Genomic DNA, 26,659 nt, shown 5'->3' with positions numbered 1-26,659 from the left:
CGATCGGGCATCCGGCCGTCGCGGACCGCGGACGCTCTCACCGATGCTGACGGCAGTCAGCGACCGGAGACTGTGCTAGGTCGGGTCCCGTGGATCGCACGAGATCCACGGGACACGACCTGGTCCACAGTGGACACTTGTGGTGAGGGGGAACCGGCTTGTCCTGGTTCCGGCCGGGGCGGGCCACGCTCGCCGAACCGGCACAGCGCACCCTGCTCTACCTGATGGCGGGCCCGCACGCGGGCGTCGCCGTCCGGCAGGCCGTGGGCGGCGACACCGGCGCCATCACCGGCACCCTGGAGCTCCCGGGGCTGAGCACCCCCGAGGTCACCGCCGCCGTCCAGACCCTGGCCAAGGCAACCGGCCCCGCGCCCCTGGACGCCGCCACCCGGATCCGCCTGCTCACCGAGTCCCTGACCACCACCGGCCACCTGATCTGGACCCCGATCCTGACCGAGTGGCCGGACCTGCGCGGCACCAAGGTGGAACTGGCCCCGGTCGGCGAGATCCTGTACCTGCCGTTGCACACGGCGCTGGTCGAGGGGACACCGGCGTGCGTGCTGCTGGACCTGTCGGTGCGGGTGCCGGTGCACGCCCCGGCGATGCTGCCGGTGTCGCTGGGGGAGGGGGCGGCGGGTGGGTTGCGGGACGGTACGCGGGATGGGGTGCGGGACGGTGTGCGCGGTGGGGTGGGTGAGCGGCGGACCTGCCACGGGATCATGGACGCGGACGAGCCGTGGCGCAGCACGGTCCTGCTCGGCCACCGCCCCGCGTCCCCGGGACCGCAACCCCCTTCGGACCGGCAGCCGTCCCTGGATCGCCAGCTCTTCCCGGATCGCGAGCTGCTCCCAGATCGCCAGCCGTCCCTGGATCGCCAGCCGTCCCTGGATCGCGAGCTGTCCCCGGATCGTGAGCTGTCCCCGGATCGCCACCCGTCCGGAGATCGCGATCCGTCCCTGGGACCGCAACCACGGTCAGGCTGGCAGCCGTCCCTGGATCGCGAGCCACCCTTGGACCGCCAGCTGTCCCTGGATCGCCAGCCGCCCCTGGAACGCGAGCCGTTCCTGGAACATCAGCCGTCCCCGGGACCCTCCGCGGACCCCCTCGTCATCCTCTCCGGGGGACGCCTGGCCGCCTTCGACACCCTCCCCGTTCTCGGCGCGCTCTGGCCCCTGCCCGACCCCGCCCACACCGCCGACCTGCTCGCCCACCTCCACCGCGCTCTGGTCGGCGTCCCGGACGCCTGCTCACTCGCCCAGGTCGTTGGCGCCGCGCACCGTCACGGCCTGTTCATCGCGGTCTGGGGGCCATTCGTCCACTTCGGTGCTTAACTCTCCGGGCATGGACGGGACGTCCGGTTCGTGCCAGGCTCTGTGGTGAGGTCCTGGGGGACTGCAAGCCCTTTCCGCGGCGTGGGCCGGGGCGGGGGTCGCGGTGCTTCCTGCCCTCGTCCTCGCAACCGAGGACTCACCACCGAGGTATCCACTCCTCGGTCCGGGGGCGGCCGCCGGTGTCCCTGGACCGGGGCCGTGTCTGGAGGTTGTCGTGCGCAAGTCCGTTTCCCGTACCGCCCGGCTGGTCCTCACCGCGTTCGCGGTGACCGCGCTGGCCGGTTCCGCGCTGGCCGGCACCGCCGCGGCGGCGCCCGCCTCGCCCTGTCCGCACTCCGGCGCCTTGTGCCTGTGGGACCAGGAGAACTTCCAGGGCAACCCGTTCAACGTGCGGGCGCTCGACCCCGAGCGTGGCACCTGCGTCAACCTGTTCGACCACAAGTGGGGTGAGGGCCGGGCCAAGTCCGGCTTCAACAACGGCTCGCGCACCGCGTCCCTGTTCACCAGCCGGGACTGCACCGGGCGGCCCTACCCGATCAGCCCCGGCAGCGGTGACTCCTCGATCGACATCGCGGCCAACAGCGTCTACGTGTACTGATCCGCAGGCTCCACCGAAGAACCGGGTCACCGGTGCCGGCGGCCGCGCCGACCGCCGGCACCAACGGTGATCCACACCACCCAAGAATCTTGTCCTGCAAGAGTTTGCGGTACGGGCATCCGGTGAATCCCTCTGGCACGAACTATGAGCCACAAATGGAAAGAGGGGGCCATGACGGGTGCGGTGATGGATACCGAACACGCCTTCGCGCGCGGCCTGCAGGGTTACATCGCGGAAGTGGCGCGACTGCTCGGTATCGGCCTTGAATCCTGCACGATCGACCCCGAGTCGCCCGCCTCGGCCTACCTGGCGCTGGACTGGCGGCTGGAACGCTTCCCCGGCCTCGACCTGGCGCTGCTGTGGGACGAAGGCCAGGGCTGGTACGCCGCCCTGGAGTCCCGCACTGGCGAGGACCTGATCACCCTGGCCTACTTCGGCGACGCCCTGCTGCCCGCACCGGCCGAGGTGCGCGGGTTCCTCGACGACGTGCGCGCCGGGGAGCACCGGCTCGGTCAGCCCGGCCCGCCGCGGTTGCGCGCGACCTCCCGCGCGCGACTGGTCGAGGGGCTGGCCGCCTACCGGGAACACGCCGAAACGGTCTGACTCCTGCTTTCAGTGGGTTCCGCCGTCCTGGGCGCGAGCTTTGAATTGTCCCACGCGTATACCGACGGGAGCGAGAACCGCTCCCGTCGGTTTTCTGTGTGGAGGCAACACTATGCGCCAACGCTTGTTCGCGACCGCCGCTGTTCTCGCGGCCATTTCCGGGGCCGGGCTGATCGCCGGGCCGGTGAATGCCGGACCGGCTCAGTCCAGCCGCCTGACGCTGACCATCGCCGAGGGTGAGGAACCGGCCCCGGTCGCGCACCGCCGCACCCTCACCTGCCAGCCGCCCGGCGGCGACCACCCCCGCGCCGCAGCCGCCTGCGCCGATCTGACCAGGGCAAACGGTGACTTCGCCCAGTTGCCCGGCGATCCGGCGAATCCCGGCTGCCCGCGTGACTACCGCCCGGTGACGGCCACCGCCCGCGGGCACTGGCAGGGGCGCCCGATTCGATTCCAGCGCACTTACCCCAACCAGTGCGTACTCGCCGCATCCACCGGTCCGGTTTTCGACATCCAACCCCGGTAATTGCTTGCACACAGACGCTCGGTATCCCCGATTGATCGCAGTCGGAATTACTGGACCGGTAGCCGGTCGGCATGTCTGAATAGTGACCGTTAGCAAGTCCACCCCCATTTCGGAGGTAAGAAGTCATGCGGTTGCGCGCACTGGTAGTCGCCGCGTTCGTCGGCCTGACCACGCTGGTCGCCGGCGTCTCCGCCAATGCCGCCCCGATTCCCGACACGGTGATCAGCGACCAGTTCCAGGTCCGCGCCCAGGGTGTCTCGGCTGCCACCATCTGCACCATCCAGCTGAGGGCGCAGTGGCCCTCGGACACCCAGAACGTCCGGATCTCGTTCCAGGGCCGCACGAACTGCGGCCTGCCGGTGATCATGACCGGCCAGGCGACCCTCTACTCCGAGACCCGCCAGGTCGAGCAGGCCGGACCCCGGTTCGGGTTCGCCTACCTCTACCAGGGCGTCAGCTCAGCCACCCACTCCCCGGTGACCCGTGGCGCCGAGCAGATCCTCGGCTACACCACCACGCTGATCGCGCCCCAGGGCCAGGTCTGGCGGCAGGCGCCCCGTCAGTGCACCGGTCTGAACACCCCGGTGCTGAACTGCTCCTTCGACCGCACCTTCCTGGTCTGACCCGACCCGGTCTGACCAACTGAACAGCGCACAGAGGGGCCCGGGACGATCTCCCGGGCCCCGTGCCGCTCAACCCAGCTCGCGCAGCGCGGGCAGCAAGGCCGACTCGGCGAAGCGCAGGAAGCCGTCCTGGTGGTCGCCGCCGATCTGCACCAGCGCGACATCGGTGAACCCGGCCTCGATGAACTCCCGCACGCTGTCCAGGATCGGCTGCACGTCCGGGCCGCAGGGGATGGAGGCGGCCACGTCCTCCTTGGTCACGAACTGGGTAGCTCCGGCGAAGCCAGCCGGGCCGGGCAGTTCGGCGTTGACCTTCCAGCCGCCGCCGAACCAGCGGAACTGCTCGTGTGCTCGTGCCACCGCGGCCTCGGTGTCCTCGTCCCAGCACACCGGCAGCTGGCCGATCTTGCGGCTGGGCGAGTGGTTGCCACGGCTGGCGTCCCAGGTCGCGCACAGCTCGGCCTCGGGTTCCACCGCGATCATCGCGTCGGCGGCCAGCGCGAAGCGGGCCACGGACTGCTTGCCGGAGACCGCGACCGCCACCGGGACGCGCTTCTCGGGCAGGTCCCACAGCTTGGCCGAGTCCACCCGGTAGTGGTTGCCCGCGTAGTTGACGTAGCCGCCGTCGAAGAGCTCGCCGATGATCCGCACCGCCTCCTCCAGCATCTCGTGCCGGATGTTCGCCGGTGGCCAGCCCTGCGCGGTGATGTGCTCGTTGAGGTTCTCACCGGCACCCAGGCCCAGGGTGAACCGGTTGTCCGAGAGCAGCTGGATGGTGGCGGCCTTCTGCGCGACCACCGCGGGGTGGTAGCGGATCAGCGGGCAGGTCACGTAGGTCATCAGCTCGACCCGCTCGGTGCGCTGGGTGACCGCGCCCAGCACGCTCCACGCGTACGGGGAGTGGCCCTGGCTGTCCAGCCACGGCGAGTAGTGGTCGCTGATCACCTCGAAGTCGAACCCGGCCCCCTCGGCGGCCTCGGCGTCACGGACCAGCTGGGCCGGTCCGGCCTGTTCGGTCATCAGCGTGTAACCCCACCGCATGTCTCCTCCTCGGCCTCGGCGCGCCCGCCCACCGACATACCCGGACCGGTGCGGCTCAACCCCGGTCTTGACGGCCCGCCAAACGGGGTACCTGCGGGGCATGACGCTGACCGTGGGGGTCGAGGAGGAGTTCCTGCTGGTGGATCCGGCCTCGGGACGGCCGGTCCGGGCGGCCGCGCCGGTGCTGCGCCGCGCCGGTCCGCCCGCCGCCGGGAACCTGCACGTCGAACTGATGGACACCCAGGTCGAGGCGGCCACCGGGGTGTGTGCCGACCTGACCGAACTGGGCGGGCAGCTGCTCGCGGCCCGGCGGCAGCTGGACGCGGCGGCCCGCGCCGAGGGCCTGCTGCTGCTGGCCACCGGCACCCCGGTGCTCGACGGCGCGCCGCCGGGGCTGGCCGAGGGGGAGCGGTTCGCCGAGATCGGGCGGCGCTACGCCGGGATCGTCGAGGACTACCAGGTCTCCGGCTGCCACGTGCACGTCGGCGTGCCGGACCGGGAGACCGCGGTCGCGGTGATGAACCACCTCCGGCCGTGGCTGCCGACCCTGCTCGCGCTCGCCGGCAACTCGGTGTTCTGGGCGGGCCGGGACACCGGGTACGCGAGCTGGCGGATGGTGTGCCAGTCCCGGTTCCCCGGCTCCGGGCTGCCGCCCTCCTTCGGCTCGGCGCAGCAGTACGACGCCGAGGTGGCCCGGCTGGTGGACTGCGGCGCGCTGGTCGACCACACGCAGAGCTTCTGGCTGCTGCGCCCGTCCCCGCGCTTCCCGACCCTGGAGTTCCGGGTCGCCGACGCGGTGCCCACCGCGGCCGAGGCGCTGGCCCAGGCCGCGTTGAGCCGGGCTCTGGTCCACACCGGACTGTCCGAAGTGGAGCGGGGCAGGCCGGAACCGGTGGTGCGCGAGCAGGTCGGCGCGGCCGCGGTCTGGTCCGCCGCCCGCTACGGCCTCAGCGGGCCAGCGGTGCACCCGGTGCACGAGAAGCGGCTGCCCGCCACCGAGCTGCTGGCCGAACTGCTCGACTGGGTGCGCCCGGCGCTGGTCGCCGCGGGCGATCTGGCGCTGGTGACCCGGCTGCTGGCACGGGTGCTCGCCGAGGGCACCGGCGCGCAGCGCCAGCGGGCGGCGGCCGCGCACGGGGCCGGGGCGGTGGTGGCGCTGCTGGCCGCCGAGCTGACCCGCGCTTGAGCGGGCCGGATCCGGGTACTCGCGGGAGGTGACGATGACCGCTGTGTCCCTGAGCCCGGTGCTCCCGCGCCCGCGCGGCCCGCTGTCCGCGGCCGTGGTGCGCATCCTGCGCGAGGAGCCCGGCACCGCGACCTTCCCGGCGCCCGGGGCGCCGGAGCCCTTCGGCGAGGACCTGCACCTCGCCCTCTACACCCTCTACGAGCTGCACTACCAGGGATTCGCCGAGGCCGACCCGGACTGGGAGTGGGACCCGGCGATGATCGCCTTCCGCACCGCGCTGGAGCGGACCTTCCTGGCCGCGCTGCGCCACGAGGTGGCAGGCGGCGCGGACGTCTGGTCCACAGTGGACGAACTGCTGGTGGAACCGGTGGAGGGCAACGGGGTCTCGCACTTCCTGCGCGATGAGGGGGAGTGGTGGCAGGTGCGGGAGTACTTCACACACCGCTCGCTCTACCACCTCAAGGAAGCCGACCCGCACGCCTGGGTGCTGCCGAGGTTGCGCGGCAAGGCCAAGGCGGCGCTGGTCGCGGTGGAGTTCGACGAGTTCGGCGGCGGCCGCGCCGACCGCATGCACTCCCAGCTCTACGCCGACCTGCTCACCGGGGCCGGGCTGGATCCCGGCTACCTCGCCTACCTGGACCGGGTGCCCGCGGTGGCCCTCGCGCCGGTGAACATGATGTCGCTGTTCGGGCTGCGCCGGGCGCTGCGCGGCGCGCTGGTCGGGCACTTCGCCGCCGCCGAGATCACCACCGCGCCCAGTGCCCGCCGGATGGCGCAGGCGCTGGAACGGCTGAACGCCGATCCGGCCTGCGTGGAGTTCTTCACCGAGCACATCGAGGCCGACGCGGTGCACGAGCAGGTGCTGCGGCACGACGTGCTCGGCGACCTGCTGGCGCGTGAACCGGAACTGGCCGCCGACGTGGTGCTGGGCGTGCAGGCCACCGAGTTCCTGGAACAGCGGCTGGCCGAGCACCTGCTGGGCTGCTGGCGGACCGGACGGACCTCCCTGATTTAAGTATTGACTTATATAAGCGGCGGCAGTGATGATGTCGGGGTGCACGCCTTCGACGTACTGGGCGACCCGGTCCGCCGCCGGATCCTGGAGCTGCTCGCCGCCGGTGAGCAGAGCTCAGGGGAACTGACCGCGATCATCCGGGCCGAGTTCGGCATCTCCCAGCCGGGCGTCTCGCAACACCTGAAAGTGCTGCGGGACAACGGGTTCACCACCGTGCGCGCGGAGGGCGCGCGCAGGCTGTACGCGGTGGACCCGGCCCCGCTGCGCGAGGTCGACGGCTGGCTGGAGCAGTTCCGCGGGTTCTGGCACCAGCACCTCGACGCCCTGGCCACCGAGCTGGCCAGGGGAAAGCGCGCCCGCCGCACCGCTGAGACAAAGGACAAGTCATGATCGACATCGCCCAGCAGCTGGCCGCGATCCACCGGGCGGTCGGCAACCGCGTGCTGGAGGAGACCGAGGTGGTCGCGATCACCGTGCGCCGGGACTACCAGGCCGAGGTCGCCGACGTGTGGGAGGCCATCACCGAGCCGGAGCGGGTGCGCCGCTGGTTCCTGCCCCTCTCGGGTGATCTGCGCGAGGGCGGGAACTTCCAGCTGGAGGGCAACGCGGGCGGTGACATCCTGACCTGTCAACCGCCCCGGCTGCTCAAGGTCACCTTCGGCGGGCCGATCAGCTTCGTCACGCTGACCCTGACCGAGGGAGCGCGGCCGGAGACCACCACGCTGGAGCTGGAACACACGGTGCCGCTGGAGTTCGCCGGCAGTGGCGCGGGCGCGCTCTACCCCGGACCCGGCTGGGACGGCGCGTTCCTCGGCCTGGCCCTGTACCTGGCCGGGGAGGTGTCCGAGGACCCGGTGGCCGCGGCCAACTCCCTGGAGGCGCAGAACTTCTCCGCGGGCGCGGTGCGGGCCTGGGCGGAGACCGTGCGCGCCTCCGGCACCGCGACCGAGGAACAGCTGGCCGCCGCGGTGGAGGTGTCGCTGGCCCAGTTCGCGCCCGCGGTGGGCGGTCAACCGTCCTGAGTGGACTTCGCCCGGCGACGATGACTGGTGTCGCACAACGGATAGCTCTTGCTGCGGCGGCACAGGCACACCGCGACCTGGAACCGGGAGCAGTGCAGGGTCTCGCCGTCGGGCAGCTCGAGGTCGACCGGACCCTCCACCAGCAGCGGGCCGCCGGTCACCAGGCGCATCCGGCGTGGTCGCTCATCGGGTCCGGTCGGCACGGATCACCACCAGCTCCTCCTCGTCCTCGCCGGGATCGGTGAAACCGTTGCGCACCAGCCACTCCGCTCGTTCGCGCAGCACCGGGCCGTAGGGAATCCGGTCCCTGGCCACCACGGCGGCCTTGAGCCCGCCCGCGCGCAGCCGGTCCAGGGTGTCCTCGGTGCCGGCCAAGGCCGACTGCACGAGCAGCATGGTTCCCTTGGGCGCCAACAGCTCCGGCGCCCGCGTGCACAGCGGGTCCAGCAGCGCGCGCCCGTCCGGCCCGGCGTCCCAGGCTCTGGCCGGACCTCGCTCCGGTAGTCCGGGCCGGACGGCAGGCACGTACGGTGGGTTCGCCAGCACCAGGTCGAACTCCTTGCCGCGCAGGCAGAAGCGCATGTCGCCGCGGCGGATCCGCACCCGCGGCCAGTGCCGCAGGGTGCGTAGCCGGGCGGTGAGCACCGCGCGCCGGGACACGTCGATCGCGGTCACCTCGGCCGCGCCCGCGACGGCCGCGGCCTCGGCGAGCGCGCCGGAACCGGTGCCGACGTCCAGGACCCGCGCCCCGGTGGGAAAAGGCGCGGCGAGCATGGCGTCGACCAGCAGCGTGGTGTCGCGCTGCGGCGCGTACACACCCAGACTTCGGAGCAGTTCCACGACACCCGAATACCTCGCCGCGGACTGTCCAAACGCGTCAGTTCAGCGGCCGCGGCGACGATCAGCGCCAGGCGGGGAGTTCCCCGGGGCGGTACCCGCAAGTGGCCCCGGGGAACCCCGCGATCACATGTTGATCATGTGTCCGGCGAGGCCGTGCAGGGCCTCCTTGACCGCCTCGCCCAGGGTCGGGTGGGCGTGCACGTTGCGGGCCAGCTCGTGCACGGTCAGGTCCCACTGCTGCGCCAGGGTCAGCTCGGGCAGCAGCTCGGTGACCTCGGGCCCGATCAGGTGACCGCCGAGCAGCTCGCCGTACTTGGCGTCGGAGATCAGCTTGACGAAGCCGCGGGTGTCGTTGAGCCCAGGGGCTTTGCCGTTGGCGGTGAACGGGAACTTGGCCACCTTGACCTCGTGCCCGGCGTCCCTGGCCTGCTTCTCGGTGAGGCCGAAGCTGGCGACCTGCGGCTGGCAGTAGGTGGCGCGCGGGATCATGGTGAAGTCCAGCTCCATGGTCTCCACCTCCGCGATGGTCTCCGCGGCGATCACGCCCATCGCCTCGGCGGCGTGCGCGAGCATCAGCTTGGCGGTGACATCGCCGATGGCGTAGATGTGCGGCACGCTGGTGCGGCCACGCCCGTCGATGTCGATGGCGCCGCGCTCGGTGAGCCGGACGCCGGTGTTCTCCAGGCCGTAGCCGTTGACGTTGGGCGCGAAGCCGATGGCCTGCAACACCTTGTCCGCGTGCAGCGTCTCCGCGCCCTGCGGTCCGGTGACCTCGATCTTGACCTGGTCGCCGGAGTCGTCGATCCGGTCCACCCTGGTGCTGGTCTTGAGCGTGATGCCCAGCTTGCGGTAGGCCTTGGCCAGCTCCTTGGACACCTCCTCGTCCTCCAGCGGCACCAGGCGGTCCAGGTACTCCACGATGGTGACGTCGACCCCGTAGTTGACCAGCACGTAGGCGAACTCCACGCCGATCGCGCCCGCGCCGGCGATCACGATGCTGCCCGGCAGGCTGTCGGCGAGGATCTGCTCCTCGTAGGTGACCACCCGGTCCGACAGCGAGGTCCCCGGCAGCAGTCGCGGCGAGGCGCCCGCGGCGATGACGCAGTGGTCGAAGCTGATCGTCTCGGTGCCGCCGTCGGCCAGCGCGACCTGCATCCGGTTGGCGTCCAGGAACGCGCCCCGGCCGGTGAACTCGGTGATGCCGTTCTTGCGCATCAGGAAGTGCACGCCCTTGACCCGCCCGTCCGCGACCTTGCGGCTGCGGCTGTAGGCGGCGCCGTAGTCGACGCTGACCTTCCCACCCTCGACGGAGAACCCGTACTCCTGCGCCTCGTGCTGGAAGATGTGCGCCAGCTCGGCGTTGCGCAGCAGCGCCTTCGACGGGATGCAGCCCACGTTGAGACAGACCCCGCCCCAGTAGCGCTCCTCGACGACCGCGGTCCGCAGGCCGAGTTGCGCGGCTCGGATTGCCGCGACGTACCCGCCGGGTCCGGCGCCGAGCACCACGACATCGAAATGTGTACTCACCCGCAACACCCTACGCACGGTCGGCCTAGCCGACCCGCCGGACAGGTGTCCCAGGCAGCGTGAGTTCTTGCACTTCGTGATCGTGGACCCGGCGCCGGTTGCCTCAGGCGGGGACGCCCAGCTCGGTCAGCCAGGCCTGGACGGTCCGGATCCCGGTGCCCAGCAAGGCCTCGCCGCCCTGGTCAGCCGGGAAGCTCGCGCCCGGCAGGGTGACCAGCTCGGCGTAGGCGGCGGCGATCCCGGCCGCCGCGCCCGCGCCCAGCAGCGGGGCCAGCAGCTCGGCGAAGCGCTCCGGGGTCAGCTGCTCGTAGCGCACCGGCCTGCCGAGGTGCGCGGCGAAGCCCTCGGCCAGCTCGGCGCCGGTCAGCGGCCGGCCCAGTTGGACCAGCTCGGGCGCGTCCGCGCCGGTCAGCGCGGCCACCGCGGCCTCGGCCACGTCCAGGTGGCCGGCCCAGGCGACGACCTGGTCGGCGCGGATCGGGTAGGCCAGCACACCGTCGGCGCGCAGCCGGTCCTGGATCGGCGGCAGCAGCAGGTTCTCCCGGAAGAACCGGGGCGCCAGCACGGTGACCCGCGCCCCGCCCGCGCGCAGCCGCGCGGCCAGCCCGTGCAGCGCGGCCATCCGGTCGGCCTGGGAGGGCGCCTCGGGCACGCCGCCGCTGGTGGAGATCACCACCCGGCGCACCCCGGCGGCCAGCGCGGCGGTGCCGATCGCCTCGGTCCAGCGTGCGGGGGCGGTCGGGTCGGGGGTGACCGGCAGGTGCACAAAAGCGGCATCCACCCCGGCGTAGGCGCTGGTCAGCGCGGCGGTGTCGTCGAGGTCGGCGAGGGCGCGGGTGAGCGGGCGGACGTCCTGGCCCGCGGCCTTGAGCAGCTCGGCGACGGGGCCGCCCTGGGCGCCGGTGGCGCCGTGTACGAGGTAGGTCATGCCCGCTATAGTTCCGATGGGGAACCAGTTTCCTCAAATGAACTAACGGAGTTTGGATGAGTGAGCCGGACCACACCTTGCCGGAGTGTCCGATCGCCCGGTTCCTGACCGTGCTGGAGGGACCGTGGGCCACGCTGGTGGTCCGCGAGCTGCTGGCGGGCCCTCGGCGGTTCACCGAGCTGCGCGCCGCGCTGCCCGGCATCAGCCCGAAGACCCTCTCCGCGCGGTTGAAGGGGCTGGAGCGGTCCAGGCTGCTCACCCGGACCGCCTACGCCGAGGTGCCGCCCCGGGTCGAGTACGAGCTGACCGAGGCGGGCTACCGGCTGCGGCCGGTGTTCACCGCGATGGCCGAGTGGGCGGAACGGGACCTGCCGGTGCGCTGAGCGCGTGCTCGTTGAGCCACTCCAGCAGCAGCGCCTTGGTCAGCGGGGTGCGCTCGATCAGCACCGAGTGCTCCTGGTCCGGGATGACCACCGTGCGGCAGCGCGGCAGCAGTCCCTCCAGCCACGGCGCCTGCACCGCCAGGTCCGAGCGGTCGCCGTAGATGCCGAACACCGGCGCCTCGATCGCGGCCACCCTCGCCTCGTCGAGCACCTCGCTGTCCGGGATGTCCTCGGCGATCGTGGTGCTGTGCAACAACTTCGCCGCGCCCTTGGCCAGCCGCGCGGTGTGCGGGTTGTACTCGGTGGCGATCCAGGCCAGCGACTCCTCGCGCACCAGCTCCCGCTTGGCCCTGGCCAGGTTGGCCGCCATCTTCGGCCGCCACGGCTCCAGCGCCGGCTCGGACTCGATGAAGGCCAGGCTGGCCACCAGCTCCGGGTTCGCCGCGGCCAGGCCGAAGGCGACCGTGCCGCCGAAGGAGTTGCCGATCAGGTGCACCGGGCGGCGCACCTGCAACCGGTCCAGCAGGTGCCGCAGGTCGCCGACGAAGCGCTCCAGCTGGTAGCCGGTGGCCGGGCGGTGGCTGCGGCCGTGCCCGCGCAGGTCGTACATCAGCACCTCGTACCCGGCGGCGGCCAGCGCCGGGCCCAGGGTGAAGTAGTAGCTGGCCAGGCTGTCGGTGAGGATGCCGTGCACGCACACCACCAGCGGCGCCTCCGGGCGGTCGCCCTTGGGCAGCATCCGCTGCACGTGCGTGTCCAGGCCGCACACGGTCAACAGGGTCACCGGCGCTGCTCCGTTCCGGCGGCGCGCAGCGCGGCCACGATGTAGTCGACCAGGTGCCCGACGGTCAGCCCGATCAGCGCGTCCAGGTCCAGTCCGGCCAGGAACGCGGCCAGGTTCACCGGTTCGCCGTAGCGGTCCCGCAGCGCGGTGGCCAGCTTGACCAGGTCGATGCTCTCCAGGTCCAGGTCGTCGTGGAACCGGCACCAGCGGCCGATGGCCACGTCCTCGAGGCCGTAGTGCGCCAGCAGGGTCCGGATCATCTCGACGACGTCGGCGAGCACCTCGTCGGCGTCCACCGCGACCGGTATCGCTACTTCGGGCATGGAAATAAGCCTTTCGAATCGGTTACGGGTCCGGCGGACGTTATTGCCGCATAATCAAGTGGGTCAACACCCAAACGTCGGGCCTTTTGTGTGTGCGCACTCGATGACAATCACGATGATCATGGATTAGCGCCCGTTGACAAGAAATAGAAGTCCGGAAAATTTCCCGTAACCAGCCTTCTCGAATGCCGTTGGGTGGGGTGAGCCAATCCCGTGCGATGAGGAGTCAATGAAGATGAACAATCGCAGCAGGCTTGCCGGGGCACTGGCCACGGTGACCGTCGGGGCGATGCTGACCGCCGCCGGTGTGCTGGCGGGCGCGGGCACCGGCGTGGCCGCACCCCCGGCCGAGCTGACCCTGGTGTACAGCTGCCCGTTCCCGTTGATCGGCGTGAAGGACATGTCGGTCAAGATCACCGTGGTCGGCCTGCCGGACAAGCCGGTGGCCGGTCAGCCCACCCCGGAGGTCGAGGTCACCGCGGTGGCCACCGTCCCGGCCGACGCCACCGCGGGGCTGAAGCTGGTCTCCGCGGCCACCATCGAGGGCAAGGCCACCGCCGACACCAAGCTGGACAACGCAGGGCTCGCCCTGGACCTCAAGGTGCCGATGACCTTCCCGAAGACCCCGATCCCGGACGCTGGGGCCTTCGACGTGGTGGCCAAGGGCAAGGCCCCGTCCTTCGCGCTGCCCAACCCGGGCCGCACCACGATCGACGTGGGTGACTTCCTGACCACGCTGACCCCGCTCAAGGCCGACGGCACGCCGACCGGCCTGGGCACCTTCGACTCGGCCTGCACGATCAAGAAGACCGAGCCGCCGCAGAAGACCAGGCTCTACGAGGTCGACGTGCTGCCGCCCGGCGGCGGGACCACCACCACGACCACCAGCAGCACGACCAGCAGCACCACGCCCACCACCACCTCGAGCAGCACGACCAGCCCGACCAGCACCACCACCAGCAGCACCCAGCCGACCACCACGACGTCGAACCCGCCGTCGGACCTGGAGATCAGCTACGCCCTCAACGGCAAGTCCCAGATCAAGAAGCTCAACACCGCGGTCGTGCTCGGCCCCGGCAACTTCGACGCCAAGGTCAACCTGCAGTCCGGCGCGCTCTCCGGCGAGTTGTCCCTGCCCAAGACCAAGGCCAGCTTCAAGCTCTTCGGCTTCCTGCCCACCGAGTCCGTGGTGGAGCTGGTGCCCGAGGGCAAGACCACCGGCACGTTCACCGGCGGCGTGGTCAAGTCGAACTCGAAGGTCACCATCAAGCTGCCCGACGTGCGCGTGTGGGGCATCCCGGTGGTCATCGGCGACACCTGCAAGACGACCAAGCCCTCGGACATCGCGCTGACCTCCGGCCCGAACTTCAACCCGATGGTCGGCGGCACCCTGACCGGCGACTACGAGATCGCCAAGTTCGCCGGCTGCGGCACCTTCATCACCGATGTGGTCAGCGCCGTGACCTCCGGCCCCGGCAACTCGATCACGCTCGACCTGAAGAAGAAGTAGCCCGACTCCCGGGTGCGGACGGCGACGCCGCCAGCCCGTCCGCGCCCGGGTCCCAACCCAACCTGCCGGAGACCGCCATGCGTGCCACCATCCCCAGCCTGCTCGCGCTGCTCCTCCTGACCGCCTGCGGCAGCCCGGCCGCCGCGCCCGGTCACCCCGACGCCGACACCCTGTCCAGGGCCATCACCACCGCTGCGGAGAAGCAGAAGTCCGTCGCGGTGGACCTCGATCTGGGGGTGACCGGCCGGGCCGCCTGCCGCCGGGACACCACCAGCGCCCGGTGCGAGCTGACCCAGCAAGGTGGTCAGCCGGTGACGTACGCGTTCCTGCCCGACGCGTCCTTCGTCCGGATCCCCGACGACCACCGCGCACCGGGCGCCAAGCCCTGGCTCCGCCTCTCCGGCGACGGCGCTGAGCTGGCCAAACCCATGGCCGAGGTGGCCGACCGGATCCGCGACCTGTCCGACCCGCGCAAGCTCGTCCCGGCCGGCGCCACCCTGGCCACCGCGCAGACCTCACCCGAAGGTGTGAGCTACGAAGTTGCCGTGCCAGCCGGTCACAGGATCCAGTTGGTCCTGGACGGACACGACCGGCCGGTGCGGGCGTCGATCGGAACCGTCTCGGCGAGCTACCGCGACTGGGGCGCCCCGGTTGTGGTGGACCCGCCGACCCCCGACCAGCTGGCCGAGTTCCCCAAGATCCCGGCCCAGAAATGACCAGGGAGTCCTATGCCGCCCACCAGTGGCGATGGCGGTTGACCGGTCTCGCCACCGTCCTGGCCACCACAGCCGTGGTGATCACCGCCGGCGCCGCACCCGCCGAGCACAACGCACTGCTGACCACCGATCCGGGCCAGGGGAGTGACGCTGGTCAGGCAAGCCCGTGCCTGACCAGCGCGCTCCCCGCGCCGCCCTCGGCAGCCCAGCTTGTGTCCCCCCAGCTTGATTCCCCACAGCGCCAGGCACCACTGCCTGGTGACCAGCCGACGGTTCGGTCCGCCATCGAGCCGTCGGCCACACCCACCGCGCCGATCCCGGGGTCTCCGACGGCCCCGGGGTCGGCGCGCCCCGCGCAGGCAGCCGGGCAGTCCACGCCGTCGGACCCCGCCCGCCCCGGCGCAACCTCCAGCTCCGGTCCCACGACCAACCCCGGTCCCACCACCAACCCCGGTCCCACCACCAGCCCCGGTCCAACGACCAGTCCCGGCTCATCGACCAGTCCCGGCCCGTCGAGCAGCCCCGGCTCCACGACCAGCTCCGCTCCACCGCCAGTCACCAGCACGCGGCCCAGTCCCTCGCCCGGTCCGAGCTCAAGCCCGCTCCCGAGCCCCGGCCCCTGCCCACCGGTGCTGATCCCCGGCGCGTCCCCGGCCGCCGACATCGAGCTGCGCCACGACGTCCGCACCACCTCCCGGATCCGCAAGCTCGGCTCCGAACTGACCACCGCGCCCGGCGTCATGCAGACCACGGTCAACCTCGGCACCGGCAAGCTCACCGGCACCCTGGCCATCCCGCCGAGCAAGTCCTACTTCGTCGTGCTGGGCTTCGTGCCCTCCACCGCCACCGTCGAGTTCGAGCCGGTCGGCCCCGCGGCGGGCACGCTGCCCGGCGGCAAGCTGGACATCACGGTCAACCTGCGGCTGCGCCTGCGCGACGTCCATCAAGCCGGCCTGCCCCTCGATGTCGGCCCCGACTGCCGCACCGAGGAGCCGATGGTCGTCCGGCTGGTGGGGGACCTGCCGATCCTGCCGAACACCGACTACCGCTACACCTCGGTGTTCCGGATCCCGCCGTTCACCGGGTGCGGGGTGCGGGAGGACCTCAGCCCGCTGTTCTCCGGCCTGGTGTCAGGACCGGACAACCAACTGGTCACGACGTTGCGATTGCGGAACTGAGGCCGCTTTGTGCGCCACGTCACGGCGGCGTCACGCTCCGTCGTCGCATGCTGGGGGCACTGATCTTTGTCCAGGTGAGAGGGCACCCCATGCGCGCGTCGTCCGAACTGACCACTAGGCGTCCCCCGATGCCGTCCTATCGGTTCCGGGTGGCGGTGGACGGCGACGTGATGGCGTTTGTCCGGGTCACTGGCCTGCAGACCGGGCGAGAACCGCTGGGGGCACGGCGGCACAACGTCGACTTCACGCTCACCCGGGGGGTGTGCGCGGTGCGCGGCGAACTGTGGAACTGGCTGGGCACGGCCTGGGGCGACCGAGTGGCGGAGCGGGACCTGTCGATCAGCCTGACCAACGATCCCGGCCCCGAGCTGCTGGTCACCTGGCGGGTGCGCAGCGCCTTCCCGACCCGGATCGCCGCGCCCAGCTTCGACACCCGGCACGACCAGGTCGCCATCGCCGAGCTGACCATGTCCGCGGAGTCGATGAGCGTGGAGTACCACTGACCCTCAGGGGTGCGGGTGCAGCAGCCGCTCCGCCCGCAACGCCAGCTCCAGCGCCAGCCGCTGGTCCGGGTTGGTGAGCTGGTCGCCGAAGAGCCGCTCCAGCTGGTGCAACCGGTAGCGCACGGTCTGCGGGTGCACATCGAGGTCCGCGGCGATCTCCAGGGCGTTGCGGCGGCTGCTCAGCCAGGCCAGCAGGGTGTCGGCCAGGCGGCGGCGCTGCTTCGGGGTGAGGTCGTCCAGCGGGGTCAGGCAGCGCCGGGCCAGTTCGCCGATGAGGAACTCGTCGGCGAACAGGCACAGCGTGGGCAGCTCGTCGGCGCACCAGGTCACCGGCCGGTCCGGCAGCAGCTCGCGCTGCACCAGCCGCAGGGCCCGGCGCGCGCCGCGCAGCGAGACCGCCGCCTCGGCCAGCGGCACCGGCAGGCCGACCGCGGCCCGCCAGCCGTTGAGGTTGCGGGCCAGGTCGCGCAGGTGCCGTTCCGGATCGGCGGTGACCAGGCAGGGCAGCTCGCCCTCCAGGTCGACCAGCACCTCGGCGGCCAGCGCGGGCGCGCTGAGCGTGTGCTGGTCGCCGCGGGGTTCCAGGGCCACCGCGACCACGGTCTCCGGCACGGTCCAGCGGGCCGCCTCGGCGTGCTGGAGCAGCACCCGCCGGGAGGGCGGCGGGTCGGCCAGGATCAGCTCCAGCAGGCGGCGGCGCCTGCGTTCCCGGCTGCCCGCGGCCCTGCGCTGAGCCTCGGTGTAGCCGTCCACCGCCAGCGCGGACAGCTCCTCGACATAGGCGAAGATCGCCTCGGCGGCGGTGAACAGCAACTCCGGCGGCGCGCCCAAGCTCTGCCCGACCGCGGAGACGTGCCGCCAGGCCACCTTGCCGCCGACCCGGTACGCGGTCTGCAGGGCGTTCGCGCTGCGGCCCTCGTGGAACTCCACCATGCCCCGGTGGCGCAGGTAGCTGGCCCACTCGTCACTGCGGAACTTCGGGTCGCCGATGTGGTCGATGCAGTACAGGATGGCCTTCTCGATCGCCTCGACGATGACCGCCTCGTGCTCGCTGCCCAGCATCGCCTCGTACTCCGGCACCGCGCGCCGGATCTCCTGGATCATGTCCGCGGTCATGCGCGCCACGTGCGGACGGAACGGGCGGGCGAACTCCTTGGGGATGGTCGACCAGAGTCGACTCGCCAGACGCATACCGTGTATTAGCTTGCGCGCCGCCAATTCTGTCAAATGTGAACGTTTCTCTGTCGAGAGACGTCGCCTGATCGTGTGAGGTCCTCGTGGTGGGGTGCGTGTTTCCGGCGGTGGTTTTGTGAGGTGATGACAAAGAATAGTACTTCGGGTGCCGTGCGGTCGGTGGTAGTTTTGCGGAGTCGGCCAGCTGGCCAATTCCCTGTTTTCCCCAAGTCGTGCGGCTCGGAGGTCGAGCGATGTCACGTTCCATTCGCCGCGTTGTGCCGGCGTTGCTGAGCGCCCTGCTGCTGGCGGCGCTGCTGCCGCCGGCAGCCCTCGCGGAGGACAGCTTCTACCAGCCGCCGGACCCGTTGCCGGCGGGCGCGCCGGGCGACCTCGTCCGCTCCCGGGTCTCGGACAACCCGCCGACCAGGGCGAAGGCCAAGGCCTGGCAGGTGATGTACCTGTCCACCAACGCGCTGGGCCAGCGGCACGCGGTGACCGGCACCGTGCTGGTGCCCAAGGACGTCGATGCGAAGACCGCGCCGGTGGTGGGCCTGGCGGTGGGCACGCACGGCCCGGCCTTCCGCTGCACGCCCTCGCGGATGATCGACGTCGGCGCGTTGTACGAGCAGCCCGCGGTGACCGACCTGCTGACCCGCGGCTACGCGGTGGCCATCACCGACTACGAGGGCTACCGGCCGGAGCCGCGCACCACCTACACCGTCGGCCGCTCGATGGGCACCGCGGTGCTCGACGTGGTCCGGGCGGCGTTGCGGCTGCCCGGAACCGGGTTGTCCGCCAACGCCAAGGTCGCCCTGCGCGGCTACTCCCAGGGCGGCGGCGCGGCCATGTGGGCGGGGGAGCTGCAGCCGTCCTACGCCCCGGAGCTGAACCTGGTCGGCGTGGTCGGTGGCGGGGTCCCCGCGGACCTGATCCAGGTGGCGCTGCCGCTGGACGGCAAGCGCGGCTACGGGTTGCTGGCCACCGCGCTGATGGGCCTGGACCGGGCCTATCCGGAGCTGAAGCTGGACGACTACCTCAATGACAAGGGGCGGTCGGAGTACGCGCGGATGCAGCGTGAGGCCTGCACGGTGGAGCTGCTCACCTGGTACCCCAACGGCAGGCTGGCCGACCACACCACGACGAGCCCGGTGCTCACCCCGCCCTGGCTGGCCAGGGTCAGGGAGAACAAGCTGGGCGGCAACAAGATCCAGGTCCCGGTCTTGCAGTACCACGGTGACAACGACGACCTGGTGTACCCGCCGCAGGCCAAGGAGCTCTTCGCCGCCTACTGCCGGCTGGGGGTCAACGCGCGCTGGCAGGGCTACCCCAGCGACCACATCACCCTGGTCTACACCGGCAACGAGGCCGCCCACCAGTTCCTCGCCGACCGGTTCGCCGGCAAGCCCGCCACCTCCGGGTGCTGATCACCGGGAGCCCTTGACAAAAAAATTTGTCCAAGCCACGATGGCCGCATGGATGAGGTTGCGGTGATCGAGGACGCGGCCGCGGCGGAGAGCAGTCTGGATCCGCTGCGGTCGCGTCTGCTCGCCGAGCTGGCCGAGCCCGGTTCGGCGAGCTCGCTGGCCGCGCGGGTGGGCGTGGCCCGGCAGAAGGTCAACTACCACCTGCGGGAACTGGAGAAGCACGGCCTGGTCGAATTGGTGGAGGAGCGCCGCAAGGGCAACTTCACCGAGCGGGTGCTGCGCGCGACCGCCGCCTCCTACGTCATCTCGCCCGCCGCGCTGGGCGCGGTGCAGCCCGATCCGGCGCGCTCGCCGGACCAGCTCTCCGCGCGCTGGCTGCTCGCGCTGGCCGCCCGGCTGGTCCGCGACGTCGGCCACCTGATCACCGGCAGCCGCAAGGCGGGCAAGCCGGTGGCCACCTACGCCCTGGACGGCGAGATCAGGTTCGCCTCGGCGGAGCGCCGGGCCGCCTTCGCCCGTGAGCTGGCCGCTGCGGTGGCAGGGCTGGTGGGCAAGTACCACGATGAGACAGCGGCGGGCGGCCGCACGCACCGGGTGCTGGTGGCCGTGCACCCGAGCGTGCGACCGGTGCTCGCCGAGGACGACAACACTGGCAAGGAGTCCTGATGGGACGGAAGTTCGAGCTGCGCAAGGAAGTCGAGCTGGCGGCCACCTCGCAACAGGTGTGGGACGCGATCGCGACCGGACCGGGCATGGAGGCCTGGTTCATGGCCCAGCCCGCGCCGGATGCGGGCGCCTGCGAGGTGTGGCAGCCACCCGCGCACCTGTCCATCACCACGCCGGCCGGCCCGGACGGCTCCTTCCACGCCTTCGAGTACCTGATCGAGGCCAGGGACGGCGGCAGCACCGTGCTGCGGTTCGTGCACAGCGGTTTCCTCGGCGATGACTGGGGCGCGGAGTACGAGGGCATGACCAGCCGCGGCTGGGACATGTACCTGCACACCCTGGCCGAGTACTTCCGGCACTTCGCCGGACGGCCCGCGGTCTACCTCACCGCCGAGGGGCCGGAGGTCTCGGCCAAGCCGGAGGCCTGGCCGGTGCTGCTGCGCGGCCTGGGCCTGGACCGCGCGCCCGCGCTGGGCGAGCGGGTGCGGCTGACCCCGGCCGGGCTGCCGCCGATCGAGGGCGTGGTGGACTGGGTGGAGGAGCCCGACGGCGACTTCCTCGCCGTGCGCACCGAGGACGGGCTGTACCGCTTCCACGGCCGCGCGGCGCTGGGCATGACCATCGCGGTCGGCCACCACGTCTACACCCCGGTCGACCGGGCCGCCGCCGACGAGGCGTGGGCGCGGTGGCTGCACGGCCTGTACCCGGCGCAGGGCTGAGCGTGGCCAACTCGCCGGCCGGGGAGTCCGTGCTGGCCAGGGTGGTGCGGATCTTCGAGACCTTCGGCTCGGACACCCCGGCGCTGCGGGTCTCGGAGATCGCCCGGCGGGCCGGCCTGCCCGTGCCCACCGCCTCCCGGCTGATCGAGGAGCTGGTGGGGCACGGCTGGCTGCACCGCGAACCCGACCGCAGCGTCCGGCTGGGCCTGCGGATCTGGGAGCTGGCCTCCAGGGCCTCGCCCGCGCTGAGCCTGCGCGAGGCGGCGATGCCGTTCCTGGAGGACCTGCAGGCGGTGGTCGGCCACCACACCCAGCTCGGCGTGCTGGAGGGTCGCGAAGTCCTGTTCGTGGAGCGGCTGTCCGCCCCGGGTGCGGTGGAGAATGTCATCCGGATCGCGGGCCGGCTGCCGCTGCACGTCAACTCGGCGGGGCTGGTGCTGCTGGCGCACGCCCCGGTGGAGCTGCAGGAGTCGGTGCTGGCCGCGCCGCTGCGCGCCTACACCCGGCGCACCATCACCGATCCGGCGCGGCTGCGCGCCTTCCTCGCCGACGTGCGGCGCGGCGGGTTCGCGCTGTGCCGGGGGTTCATCGACGACGGGGTCACCGGGATCGCGGCGCCGGTGCGCGGCCCGGACGGCGAGGTGGCCGCGGCCCTGGCGGTGATCATGCCGGACGACGCCGCGGTGCCGGGCCACCTGCCCGCGCTGCAAACCGCGGCGCGGGGCATTTCGCGCGCCCTCGGCGCACCACTAGTGTCTCATTCAATGAAAGTGAGGTAGCTGTTCGCTGCTCGCGGCGGCGAAGGTGCGTCCACGGAGAAAGGGGAGTGGATGCGCACCCAGGTGGTCATCATCGGCGCCGGGCCCGCCGGTCTGCTGCTCTCGCACCTGCTCGGCCTGGACGGCGTGGACTCGGTGCTGATCGAGCGGCAGAGCGCGGAGCACGTGCAGTCGCGCATCCGGGCCGGAATCCTGGAGGCGGGCACGGTCGAGGTGCTGCGGGATGCCGGGGTGGGCGAGCGGCTGCGGGCAGAAGCGTTGCGGCACCGCGGGATCTACCTCCAGTGGCCCGGTCACCGGGAGCACGTGGACTTCGTCGACCTGGTCGGGCGCTCGGTGTCGGTGTACGGGCAGACCGAGGTCACCAAGGACCTGATGGCCGCGCGCGAGCACGCCGGCCGGCCCGCCTTCTACGGCGCGAGCCAGGTCGAGCTGCACGAGGTGGACGGCGAGGCGCCGCACGTGACCTTCCTCGACGCCGACGGGCAGCCGCGCCAGGTCGAGGCGGAGGTCATCGCGGGCTGCGACGGCCACCACGGGCCCAGCCGCCGCGCGCTGCCCTCGCCCCTGCGCGAGACCTGGACCAGGGACTACCCCTTCGCCTGGCTGGGTGTGCTGGCCGAGGTGCCGCCCTCGACCGACGAGCTGATCTACGCCTGGCACACCGACGGGTTCGCCATGCACAGCATGCGCTCCAGCACGGTCAGCCGGTTCTACCTCCAGGTGCGTCCCGGCGAGGACCTGGCGGAATGGCCGGACGAGCGGATCTGGACCGAGCTGGCCACCCGCCTCGGCGCCAGTGACGGCGGCTGGCAGCTGACCACCGGCCCGATCACCGAGAAGAGCGTGCTGCCGATGCGCAGCTTCGTGGCCACCCCGCTGCGGCACGGCCGCCTGTTCCTGGCCGGGGACGCCGGGCACATCGTGCCGCCCACCGGGGCCAAGGGCCTCAACCTGGCGGTGGCCGACGTGGTGCTGCTGCACCGCGCGCTGGTGGCCTGGCTGGTGGACGGCAAACCAGGGCTGGCCGAGTCCTATTCGGACACCGCGCTGCGCCGGGTCTGGCGGTGCACCCACTTCTCCTGGTGGATGACCACCATGCTGCACCGGCACGGCGACGACTTCGACGCCCGCCTGCAACTCGCCCAGCTCGACGCGGTGCGCACCTCCACCGCGGCCGCCACCGAGCTGGCCCAGAACTACGCCGGTCTGCCGATCGGCTGCTGAGGTCAGAAGGGGAGACGATGTCGACCACCGAGGGGCGGCGGCTCGCGCTGCCGCGCTACCGCAGGGACGCGCCGGGCACCCACCCGCCGCTGGACAGTCCGGGCTACGGCTCCACCGCGCTGCGCCACCCGAAGCAACCCCTGGTCGTGCTGCCACACCGGCTGACCGAGGTGACCGGCCCGCTGCTCGGCCCTGGCCGCCTCGGCCCGCTGGACAACGACCTGACCCGCCAGCACGCCGGCCAGCCGCACGGCCAGCGGATCATCGTGCACGGGCGGCTGCTGGACGGCGACGGCAGGCCGGTGCGCAACTCGCTGATCGAGCTGTGGCAGGCCAACGCGGCCGGGCGGTACAAGCACGTGCGGGACCGCTGGCCCGCGCCGGTGGACCCGAACTTCGACGGCACCGGCCGCACGCTGACCGATGACGAGGGCCGCTACGAGTTCACCACCATCAAGCCGGGCGCCTATCCCTGGAAGAACCACGACAACGCCTGGCGGCCCGCACACATCCACTTCTCGGTGTTCGGCACCGCGTTCACCCAGCGGCTGGTCACCCAGATGTACTTCCCGGACGATCCGCTCTTCGGCCAAGACCCCATCTTCAACTCGGTGCCCGACGAACGCGCCCGCCAGCGCATGGTCTCCCGCTTCGACCTGGCGCGCACCCGGCCGGACTGGGCGCTGGCCTTCGAGTTCGACATCGTGTTGCGCGGCAGCGACTCCTCGGTGTTCGAGGACGAGGCGGAGGACGAATGAGCACCCCGTCGCAGACCGTCGGCCCCTACCTCGCCCTCGGCCTGGCGTGGCCGGACGGCCCGGACGCGATTTCACCGAATATGCCGGATGCGGTATGGTTGCGGGGCACGGTCAGGGACGGCGCGGGCGAGCCGGTCCCCGACGCGGTGATCGAGACCTGGCAGGCCGATCCGGACGGGCGCTTCAACCACCCGGCCGATCCCCGCGGCGCGGTGGCCGCACCGGGGTTCCGCGGCTTCGGACGCTGCACCACGGCGGCCGACGGCAGCTACGGCATCCGCACGGTGGTGCCGGGTGCGGTGCCGGCTGAGGCTGGGCTGGTGCAGGCTCCGCACATCGACGTCTCCGTGCTGGCGCGCGGGTTGCTGCACCGGGTGGTGACGCGGATCTACTTCCCGGAACACACCGAGGCGCACCGCAGCGACCCGGTGCTGTGCTCGGTGCCGGAACACCGGCGGGCCACGCTGATCGCCGAGCGGACCGGCGACGGCTACCGGTTCGACGTGCGGTTGCAGGGCGGACAGGAGACCGTGTTCTTCGATGTCTGACCTGTTCGACGGATTGTCAGCGGCCGGCCCGGTGCGAGCTGAGGTCGGGGACCGGGCGTGGCTGCGCGCCATGCTCGCCTTCGAGCGCGCCCTGGCCACGGCGCAGGCGGAGGTGGGGTTGCTCGCGCCGGAACACGCGGCGGCCATTGCCAGGGCGTGTGATCAGGCGGTTCGGGACCCGGCGGTCGGGGACCCAGCGGTCGGGGATTCGGCGGCCCGGGACTCGGTGACTCGGGACTCGGCGGTCCGGGACCCGGCGCGCGATCCGGCCGCCCGTGACCCCGTGGCGCGCGATCCAGCGGCCGCTGATCCAGCGGCTGGTGATGTGGCGGGCGGTGATCCGGCGCAGCTTGGCCCGGCGGAGATCGGCGCTGCGAAGGCTCGCCCAGCGGAGATCGGCGCTGTGGAGATCGATCCGGCGGAGATCGGTGCCGAGGCGTCCGGCGTGGGCAACCCCGCCGCGCCACTGGTGCGCGCGCTCACCGCCCGGGTTGGTGGCGCGGCGAGCCGGTACGTGCACCAGGGTGCCACCAGCCAGGACGTGCTGGACACCGCGGCCATGCTGGTGCTGCGCGGCGCGACCCGCGCGCTGTTGTCCACTGTGGACATAGCGGGGACGCGGGCCGCGGAGCTGGCGGCTGCCCACCGGGACACGCCGCAGGCCGGGCGGACGCTGGGGCAGCAGGCGTTGCCGGTGACCTTCGGGTTCACCGCGGCGACCTGGCTGTCCGCGCTGACGGCTGCCCGGGATCGGTTGCGCGGCTTGCGGTTCGCGGCTCAGCTGGGCGGTGCGGCTGGCACGCTCGCCTCGTTGGAGGACAGCGGGCCTACGGTGCTCGCTGCTCTCGCTCGTGAGCTGGAACTGGATGAGCCTGTTCTGCCCTGGCACACCGAGCGGTCTCGGCTGACCGCGATCGCTGCCGCGTTCGGTGAGGTGGCCGGGGCTGCTAAGGGTATCGCGCGCACGATCGTCCTGCTCGCGCAGACCGAGGTCGGTGAGGTGTTCGAGGAGGGGCCGCCGGGCAGTGGCGGGTCTTCGACGTTGCCGCACAAGCGGAATCCGGTGGCCGCGGTGCTGGCCGCGGGGGCGGCGGCGCAGGCGCCTGGGCTGGTGGCCACAGTCTTCGCGGTGCGGCCGCAGGAGTACCAGCGGGCGGCCGGGAACTGGCATGCCGAGTGGCGGCCGCTGACCGAGCTCGCCAGGGTGACCGGGTCGGCGGTGCACTGGGTGGCGGAGAGCCTGGCGCGGTTGCGGGTCGATCCGGGGCGGATGCGGGCGAACCTGGACCGCACCGGCGGGTTGTTGCTGGCCGAGCGGGTGACCTCGGCGCTGGTGGACGAGGTCGGACGGCTGGCGGCGCATGACGCGGTCGCCCGGTGCGCCCGGCAGGCGGCGGCAGAGGGCGGGTTTGCCGCGGTGCTGGCCGCGGATCCGGTGGTGGGGGAGCACCTGTCGGCGGAGCGGATCGCGGAGTTGCTGGATCCGGCGGGATATGTGGGCAGCGCCGGGTTGTTCGTGGACCGGGCGCTGGCGGCCTGGCAGGAGGAGGACAGGTGACGATCCTTCCCGCGCACTCGGTGGCGGGTCCGGTGGACGGGCCGCCGGTGGTGCTGTCCGGGTCGCTCGGCAGCGATCGGCGGATGTGGCGGCCGCAGGTGGATGCGCTGGCCGCGGCCGGGTACCGGGTGATCACTTATGACCACCGGGGGCATGGCGAGTCGCTGACCCCGCCGGGGCCCTACGACCTGGCGGCGCTGGGCGCGGATGCGGCCGCGTTGCTGGATGAGCTGGACCTGCCGGAGGCGCACTTCGCCGGGTTGTCGCTGGGCGGCATGGTGGGCATGTGGCTGGGGGCGTTCCGGCCGAAGCGGGTGCGCGGGCTGGTGCTGTGCTGCACCTCGGCTGACCTCAACCCGCGCTCGGGCTGGGCGGACCGGGCCCGGCTGGTGCGCGCCGAGGGCACGGGCGCGGTGGCCGAGGCGGTGGTCGGGCGCTGGCTCACGCCGGACTACGCGCGACGGCACCCGGAGCTGGTGGCCGAGCTGCGCGCGATGGTGGCCGCGACGCCCGCCGAGGGGTATGCCGCCTGCTGCGGAGCGATCGAGCGGATGGACCTGCTGCCCGTACTGCCCCGGATCACCGCGCCGACACTGGTCATCTCCGGTGCGGAGGACCCGGCCACCCCGCCCGAGCAGGGCCGCCTGATCGCCGACCGGATTCCCGGCGCACGGTTCGAGGTGGTCGAGCACGCCGCGCACCTGGGCAGCCTGGAGCGGTCCGCGGAGTTCACCCGTCTGATCCTGGAGCACCTGGGAGGCCGCGATGACTGACCACCGCCACACCGAGGGCATGCGGGTGCGGCGCGAGGTGCTCGGTGACGCGCACGTGGACCGGGCGGTGGCGAGCACCACCGAGTTCACCGCGCCGTTCCAGGACTACATCACCGAGTCCGCCTGGGGTTCGGTGTGGACCAGGGACGGCCTGGACCGGCGCACCCGCAGCTGCCTCACCCTGGCCCTGCTCACCGCGCTCGGGCACCACGAGGAGCTGGCGCTGCACGTGCGCGCGGCCGTGCGCAACGGGCTCACCGCGGCCGAGATCGGCGAGGTGCTGCTGCACACCGGGGTCTACGCCGGGGTGCCCGCGGCCAACGCCGCCTACGCGGTGGCCCAGCGGGTGCTGCGGGAGATCGAGGAACCCTGACCGTGCGGTTGCGCCGAGTGG

33 protein-coding genes are annotated in these 26,659 nt (G+C 72.1%); 24 read left to right on the top strand and 9 right to left on the bottom strand.

From position 1 onward, the window contains the following. The first annotated feature begins 158 nt into the window (after positions 1–158). The 5 genes from N8J89_RS23080 (at position 159) to N8J89_RS23060 (ending at position 3,681) form a co-directional block, all read left to right on the top strand. A complete protein-coding gene (locus N8J89_RS23080) occupies positions 159–1,331 on the top strand; it encodes a hypothetical protein (protein WP_283659079.1) in 1,173 nt (390 codons plus the stop codon). A 214-nt stretch (positions 1,332–1,545) separates the two neighbouring features. Further along, entirely contained in the window at positions 1,546–1,929 is a 384-nt protein-coding gene (locus N8J89_RS23075; protein ID WP_283659078.1) for a peptidase inhibitor family I36 protein, read from the top strand. A 186-nt stretch (positions 1,930–2,115) separates the two neighbouring features. Further along, positions 2,116–2,532 carry a DUF6292 family protein gene (locus tag N8J89_RS23070; RefSeq protein ID WP_283659077.1) on the top strand — a complete coding sequence of 139 codons (417 nt, stop codon included), beginning with the start codon at positions 2,116–2,118 and terminating at the stop codon, positions 2,530–2,532. A 112-nt stretch (positions 2,533–2,644) separates the two neighbouring features. Further along, entirely contained in the window at positions 2,645–3,058 is a 414-nt protein-coding gene (locus tag N8J89_RS23065) for an SSI family serine proteinase inhibitor (RefSeq protein ID WP_283659076.1), read from the top strand. Between the two features lie 125 nt (positions 3,059–3,183). Further along, on the top strand, positions 3,184–3,681 hold the full coding sequence (locus N8J89_RS23060; protein ID WP_283659075.1) for a hypothetical protein: 498 nt from the start codon (positions 3,184–3,186) through the stop codon (positions 3,679–3,681). 69 nt (positions 3,682–3,750) lie between these two features. Here the strand turns inward: N8J89_RS23060 and N8J89_RS23055 are convergent, their stop codons facing one another. Further along, positions 3,751–4,722 carry a TIGR03557 family F420-dependent LLM class oxidoreductase gene (locus tag N8J89_RS23055; protein WP_283659074.1) on the bottom strand — a complete coding sequence of 324 codons (972 nt, stop codon included), beginning with the start codon at positions 4,720–4,722 and terminating at the stop codon, positions 3,751–3,753. A gap of 100 nt (positions 4,723–4,822) precedes the next feature. Here N8J89_RS23055 and N8J89_RS23050 point away from each other — a divergent pair, with 100 nt between their 5' ends. From N8J89_RS23050 to N8J89_RS23035, 4 genes are read left to right on the top strand one after another with little or no spacing between them, the layout of a single operon-like run. Continuing rightward, a complete protein-coding gene (locus N8J89_RS23050; protein WP_283659073.1) occupies positions 4,823–5,908 on the top strand; it encodes a carboxylate-amine ligase in 1,086 nt (361 codons plus the stop codon). Between the two features lie 34 nt (positions 5,909–5,942). Beyond that, the gene (locus N8J89_RS23045) at positions 5,943–6,923 is read left to right on the top strand and encodes an iron-containing redox enzyme family protein (protein ID WP_283659072.1); all 981 of its coding nucleotides are present in this window, start codon (positions 5,943–5,945) and stop codon (positions 6,921–6,923) included. Positions 6,924–6,962: 39 nt separating this feature from the next. Then, the gene (locus N8J89_RS23040) at positions 6,963–7,313 is read left to right on the top strand and encodes an ArsR/SmtB family transcription factor (RefSeq protein WP_283659071.1); all 351 of its coding nucleotides are present in this window, start codon (positions 6,963–6,965) and stop codon (positions 7,311–7,313) included. Continuing rightward, a complete protein-coding gene (locus N8J89_RS23035; RefSeq protein WP_283659070.1) occupies positions 7,310–7,945 on the top strand; it encodes an SRPBCC domain-containing protein in 636 nt (211 codons plus the stop codon). The genes N8J89_RS23040 and N8J89_RS23035 overlap by 4 nt, the downstream gene beginning before the upstream one ends. Here N8J89_RS23035 and N8J89_RS23030 read toward each other — a convergent pair. The 4 genes from N8J89_RS23030 to N8J89_RS23015 form a co-directional block, all read right to left on the bottom strand. Then, positions 7,933–8,115 carry a CDGSH iron-sulfur domain-containing protein gene (locus N8J89_RS23030; RefSeq protein ID WP_283659069.1) on the bottom strand — a complete coding sequence of 61 codons (183 nt, stop codon included), beginning with the start codon at positions 8,113–8,115 and terminating at the stop codon, positions 7,933–7,935. The two genes, N8J89_RS23035 and N8J89_RS23030, sit on opposite strands and share 13 nt — an antisense overlap. Before the next feature lie 13 nt (positions 8,116–8,128). Next, entirely contained in the window at positions 8,129–8,785 is a 657-nt protein-coding gene (locus tag N8J89_RS23025; RefSeq protein WP_283659068.1) for a HemK2/MTQ2 family protein methyltransferase, read from the bottom strand. A gap of 123 nt (positions 8,786–8,908) precedes the next feature. Then, positions 8,909–10,312: a dihydrolipoyl dehydrogenase gene (gene lpdA, locus N8J89_RS23020; protein WP_283659067.1), complete on the bottom strand. Its 1,404-nt coding sequence runs from the start codon at positions 10,310–10,312 to the stop codon at positions 8,909–8,911. Between the two features lie 103 nt (positions 10,313–10,415). Then, on the bottom strand, positions 10,416–11,240 hold the full coding sequence (locus N8J89_RS23015) for an SDR family oxidoreductase (RefSeq protein WP_283659066.1): 825 nt from the start codon (positions 11,238–11,240) through the stop codon (positions 10,416–10,418). A 56-nt stretch (positions 11,241–11,296) separates the two neighbouring features. Here N8J89_RS23015 and N8J89_RS23010 point away from each other — a divergent pair, with 56 nt between their 5' ends. Continuing rightward, complete coding sequence (locus tag N8J89_RS23010) at positions 11,297–11,623, top strand: winged helix-turn-helix transcriptional regulator (protein WP_283659065.1); 327 nt, start codon at positions 11,297–11,299, stop codon at positions 11,621–11,623. Here the strand turns inward: N8J89_RS23010 and N8J89_RS23005 are convergent. After that, on the bottom strand, positions 11,577–12,407 hold the full coding sequence (locus N8J89_RS23005; RefSeq protein ID WP_283659064.1) for an alpha/beta fold hydrolase: 831 nt from the start codon (positions 12,405–12,407) through the stop codon (positions 11,577–11,579). The two genes, N8J89_RS23010 and N8J89_RS23005, sit on opposite strands and share 47 nt — an antisense overlap. Continuing rightward, positions 12,404–12,730 (bottom strand): acyl carrier protein, encoded by a 327-nt coding sequence (locus N8J89_RS23000; RefSeq protein WP_252484906.1) that lies wholly within the window; start codon positions 12,728–12,730, stop codon positions 12,404–12,406. The genes N8J89_RS23005 and N8J89_RS23000 overlap by 4 nt, the downstream gene beginning before the upstream one ends. Positions 12,731–12,965: 235 nt before the next feature. Here N8J89_RS23000 and N8J89_RS22995 point away from each other — a divergent pair, with 235 nt between their 5' ends. The 4 genes from N8J89_RS22995 to N8J89_RS22980 all read left to right on the top strand — a co-directional run bounded on the left by N8J89_RS22995 (position 12,966) and on the right by N8J89_RS22980 (position 16,637). After that, the gene (locus tag N8J89_RS22995; RefSeq protein ID WP_283659063.1) at positions 12,966–14,240 is read left to right on the top strand and encodes a DUF6801 domain-containing protein; all 1,275 of its coding nucleotides are present in this window, start codon (positions 12,966–12,968) and stop codon (positions 14,238–14,240) included. 77 nt (positions 14,241–14,317) lie between these two features. Then, positions 14,318–14,956, top strand: coding sequence for a hypothetical protein (locus N8J89_RS22990; RefSeq protein ID WP_283659062.1), 639 nt, complete (start codon positions 14,318–14,320; stop codon positions 14,954–14,956). A 629-nt stretch (positions 14,957–15,585) separates the two neighbouring features. Further along, on the top strand, positions 15,586–16,134 hold the full coding sequence (locus N8J89_RS22985) for a hypothetical protein (protein ID WP_283659061.1): 549 nt from the start codon (positions 15,586–15,588) through the stop codon (positions 16,132–16,134). A gap of 128 nt (positions 16,135–16,262) precedes the next feature. Continuing rightward, positions 16,263–16,637 carry a phage tail protein gene (locus N8J89_RS22980; RefSeq protein ID WP_283659060.1) on the top strand — a complete coding sequence of 125 codons (375 nt, stop codon included), beginning with the start codon at positions 16,263–16,265 and terminating at the stop codon, positions 16,635–16,637. A gap of 3 nt (positions 16,638–16,640) precedes the next feature. Here the strand turns inward: N8J89_RS22980 and N8J89_RS22975 are convergent, their stop codons facing one another. Continuing rightward, the gene (locus N8J89_RS22975) at positions 16,641–17,828 is read right to left on the bottom strand and encodes a PucR family transcriptional regulator (RefSeq protein WP_283659059.1); all 1,188 of its coding nucleotides are present in this window, start codon (positions 17,826–17,828) and stop codon (positions 16,641–16,643) included. 236 nt (positions 17,829–18,064) lie between these two features. Between N8J89_RS22975 and N8J89_RS22970 the strand changes: the two genes are divergently transcribed. Genes N8J89_RS22970 through pcaG form a run of 7 tightly spaced genes read left to right on the top strand, consistent with a single transcriptional unit; the run spans position 18,065 to position 23,934 of the window. After that, complete coding sequence (locus tag N8J89_RS22970; protein ID WP_283659058.1) at positions 18,065–19,237, top strand: lipase family protein; 1,173 nt, start codon at positions 18,065–18,067, stop codon at positions 19,235–19,237. A gap of 48 nt (positions 19,238–19,285) precedes the next feature. After that, a complete protein-coding gene (locus tag N8J89_RS22965) occupies positions 19,286–19,903 on the top strand; it encodes an ArsR/SmtB family transcription factor (RefSeq protein WP_283659057.1) in 618 nt (205 codons plus the stop codon). Next, positions 19,903–20,622 (top strand): SRPBCC family protein, encoded by a 720-nt coding sequence (locus N8J89_RS22960; RefSeq protein WP_283659056.1) that lies wholly within the window; start codon positions 19,903–19,905, stop codon positions 20,620–20,622. Before N8J89_RS22965 ends, N8J89_RS22960 begins: the two co-directional genes overlap by 1 nt. A gap of 2 nt (positions 20,623–20,624) precedes the next feature. Continuing rightward, the gene (locus N8J89_RS22955) at positions 20,625–21,401 is read left to right on the top strand and encodes an IclR family transcriptional regulator (RefSeq protein WP_283659055.1); all 777 of its coding nucleotides are present in this window, start codon (positions 20,625–20,627) and stop codon (positions 21,399–21,401) included. Positions 21,402–21,452: 51 nt separating this feature from the next. Continuing rightward, positions 21,453–22,628: a 4-hydroxybenzoate 3-monooxygenase gene (locus N8J89_RS22950; RefSeq protein WP_283659054.1), complete on the top strand. Its 1,176-nt coding sequence runs from the start codon at positions 21,453–21,455 to the stop codon at positions 22,626–22,628. 17 nt (positions 22,629–22,645) lie between these two features. After that, positions 22,646–23,386 carry a protocatechuate 3,4-dioxygenase subunit beta gene (gene pcaH / locus N8J89_RS22945; protein ID WP_283659053.1) on the top strand — a complete coding sequence of 247 codons (741 nt, stop codon included), beginning with the start codon at positions 22,646–22,648 and terminating at the stop codon, positions 23,384–23,386. Next, complete coding sequence (gene pcaG, locus N8J89_RS22940; protein WP_283659052.1) at positions 23,383–23,934, top strand: protocatechuate 3,4-dioxygenase subunit alpha; 552 nt, start codon at positions 23,383–23,385, stop codon at positions 23,932–23,934. The genes pcaH and pcaG overlap by 4 nt, the downstream gene beginning before the upstream one ends. Before the next feature lie 16 nt (positions 23,935–23,950). Here the strand turns inward: pcaG and N8J89_RS41985 are convergent, their stop codons facing one another. Beyond that, a complete protein-coding gene (locus N8J89_RS41985; protein ID WP_502868322.1) occupies positions 23,951–24,454 on the bottom strand; it encodes a pentapeptide repeat-containing protein in 504 nt (167 codons plus the stop codon). On the opposite strand from N8J89_RS41985, the gene N8J89_RS22935 reads away from it, so the two are divergent. Genes N8J89_RS22935 through pcaC form a run of 3 tightly spaced genes read left to right on the top strand, consistent with a single transcriptional unit; the run spans position 24,338 to position 26,638 of the window. Continuing rightward, on the top strand, positions 24,338–25,492 hold the full coding sequence (locus N8J89_RS22935) for a lyase family protein (RefSeq protein ID WP_502868321.1): 1,155 nt from the start codon (positions 24,338–24,340) through the stop codon (positions 25,490–25,492). The two genes, N8J89_RS41985 and N8J89_RS22935, sit on opposite strands and share 117 nt — an antisense overlap. Continuing rightward, positions 25,489–26,265 (top strand): 3-oxoadipate enol-lactonase, encoded by a 777-nt coding sequence (pcaD, locus tag N8J89_RS22930; RefSeq protein ID WP_283659050.1) that lies wholly within the window; start codon positions 25,489–25,491, stop codon positions 26,263–26,265. Before N8J89_RS22935 ends, pcaD begins: the two co-directional genes overlap by 4 nt. Further along, positions 26,258–26,638: a 4-carboxymuconolactone decarboxylase gene (gene pcaC, locus N8J89_RS22925; RefSeq protein ID WP_283659049.1), complete on the top strand. Its 381-nt coding sequence runs from the start codon at positions 26,258–26,260 to the stop codon at positions 26,636–26,638. Before pcaD ends, pcaC begins: the two co-directional genes overlap by 8 nt. Positions 26,639–26,659: the final 21 nt, after the last annotated feature.

The sequence above is a fragment of the Crossiella sp. CA-258035 genome, from assembly GCF_030064675.1.
In the GTDB taxonomy this organism is placed as follows: Bacteria; Actinomycetota; Actinomycetes; order Mycobacteriales; family Pseudonocardiaceae; genus Crossiella.
Note: the sequence above shows the minus strand (reverse complement) of the source record. Positions and strands in the feature narration are given on the sequence as shown.